This window comes from Inquilinus sp. 2KB_23 (genome assembly GCF_052115705.1).
GTDB lineage: Bacteria > Pseudomonadota > Alphaproteobacteria > DSM-16000 > Inquilinaceae > Inquilinus > Inquilinus ginsengisoli_A.
Genome location: NZ_JBFRHF010000095.1, coordinates 1 through 576, shown reverse-complemented (window position 1 = coordinate 576; position 576 = coordinate 1). Strand labels below are relative to the sequence as shown.

At 70.8% G+C, this 576-nt stretch carries 2 protein-coding genes; both read right to left on the bottom strand.

Going from position 1 to position 576, the window contains the following annotated elements; genetic code table 11:
- Positions 1 to 250: condensation domain-containing protein (locus tag AB4112_RS36055; RefSeq protein ID WP_441727295.1), on the bottom strand; the 250-nt coding region annotated here is incomplete at its 3' end.
- Between the two features lie 7 nt (positions 251 to 257).
- Positions 258 to 576: phosphopantetheine-binding protein (locus AB4112_RS36050; RefSeq protein WP_441727293.1), on the bottom strand; the 319-nt coding region annotated here is incomplete at its 5' end.

Genomic DNA, 576 nt, shown 5'->3' with positions numbered 1-576 from the left:
GCGTCAGGTCGAGCTGCGCCTGGTCCGGGTCGAGAATGTGCTGGAACGGGCCGTCGGCGCTGTCGGCCAGGAGAGTGCGCAGGCTCTCGTGGCGGGCCGCCACATCGGCCAGGGCCACGGCCAAGGCCTTGGGATCGAGAGGCCCGTCGAGGCGCAGCGCCAGCGGAATGTTGTAGGCGGGGCTGGGGCCGTCGAGCTGGGCGAGGAACCAGAGACGCAACTGGGCGAAGGACAGCGGAAGCATAGTCATGTTTCGGCTAGTTCCTTCTTGGCCGGAGCATCGGCCGCAACTTAGGGCGCTGGGCGGGCTCATCACTGAGCCGCTGAGCCAGGGCGGCGGGAGAGGGGGCATCGAACAGGGCGCGGATGGGGAGTTCGCGGCCGAGGGTGGCGCGGAGGCGGGAGGCGAGGCGTGTGGCGAGCAGGGAATGTCCGCCATGGTCGAAGAAGCTGTCGTCCGGGCCGATGCGGTCGAGGCCGAGGACCTCGGCGAAGAGGGTGCAGAGGATCGCTTCCTGGGGCGTGGAGGGCTCGCGGCGGCTGGCGGGGGAGAAGTCCGGTGCGGGCAGCGCGCGG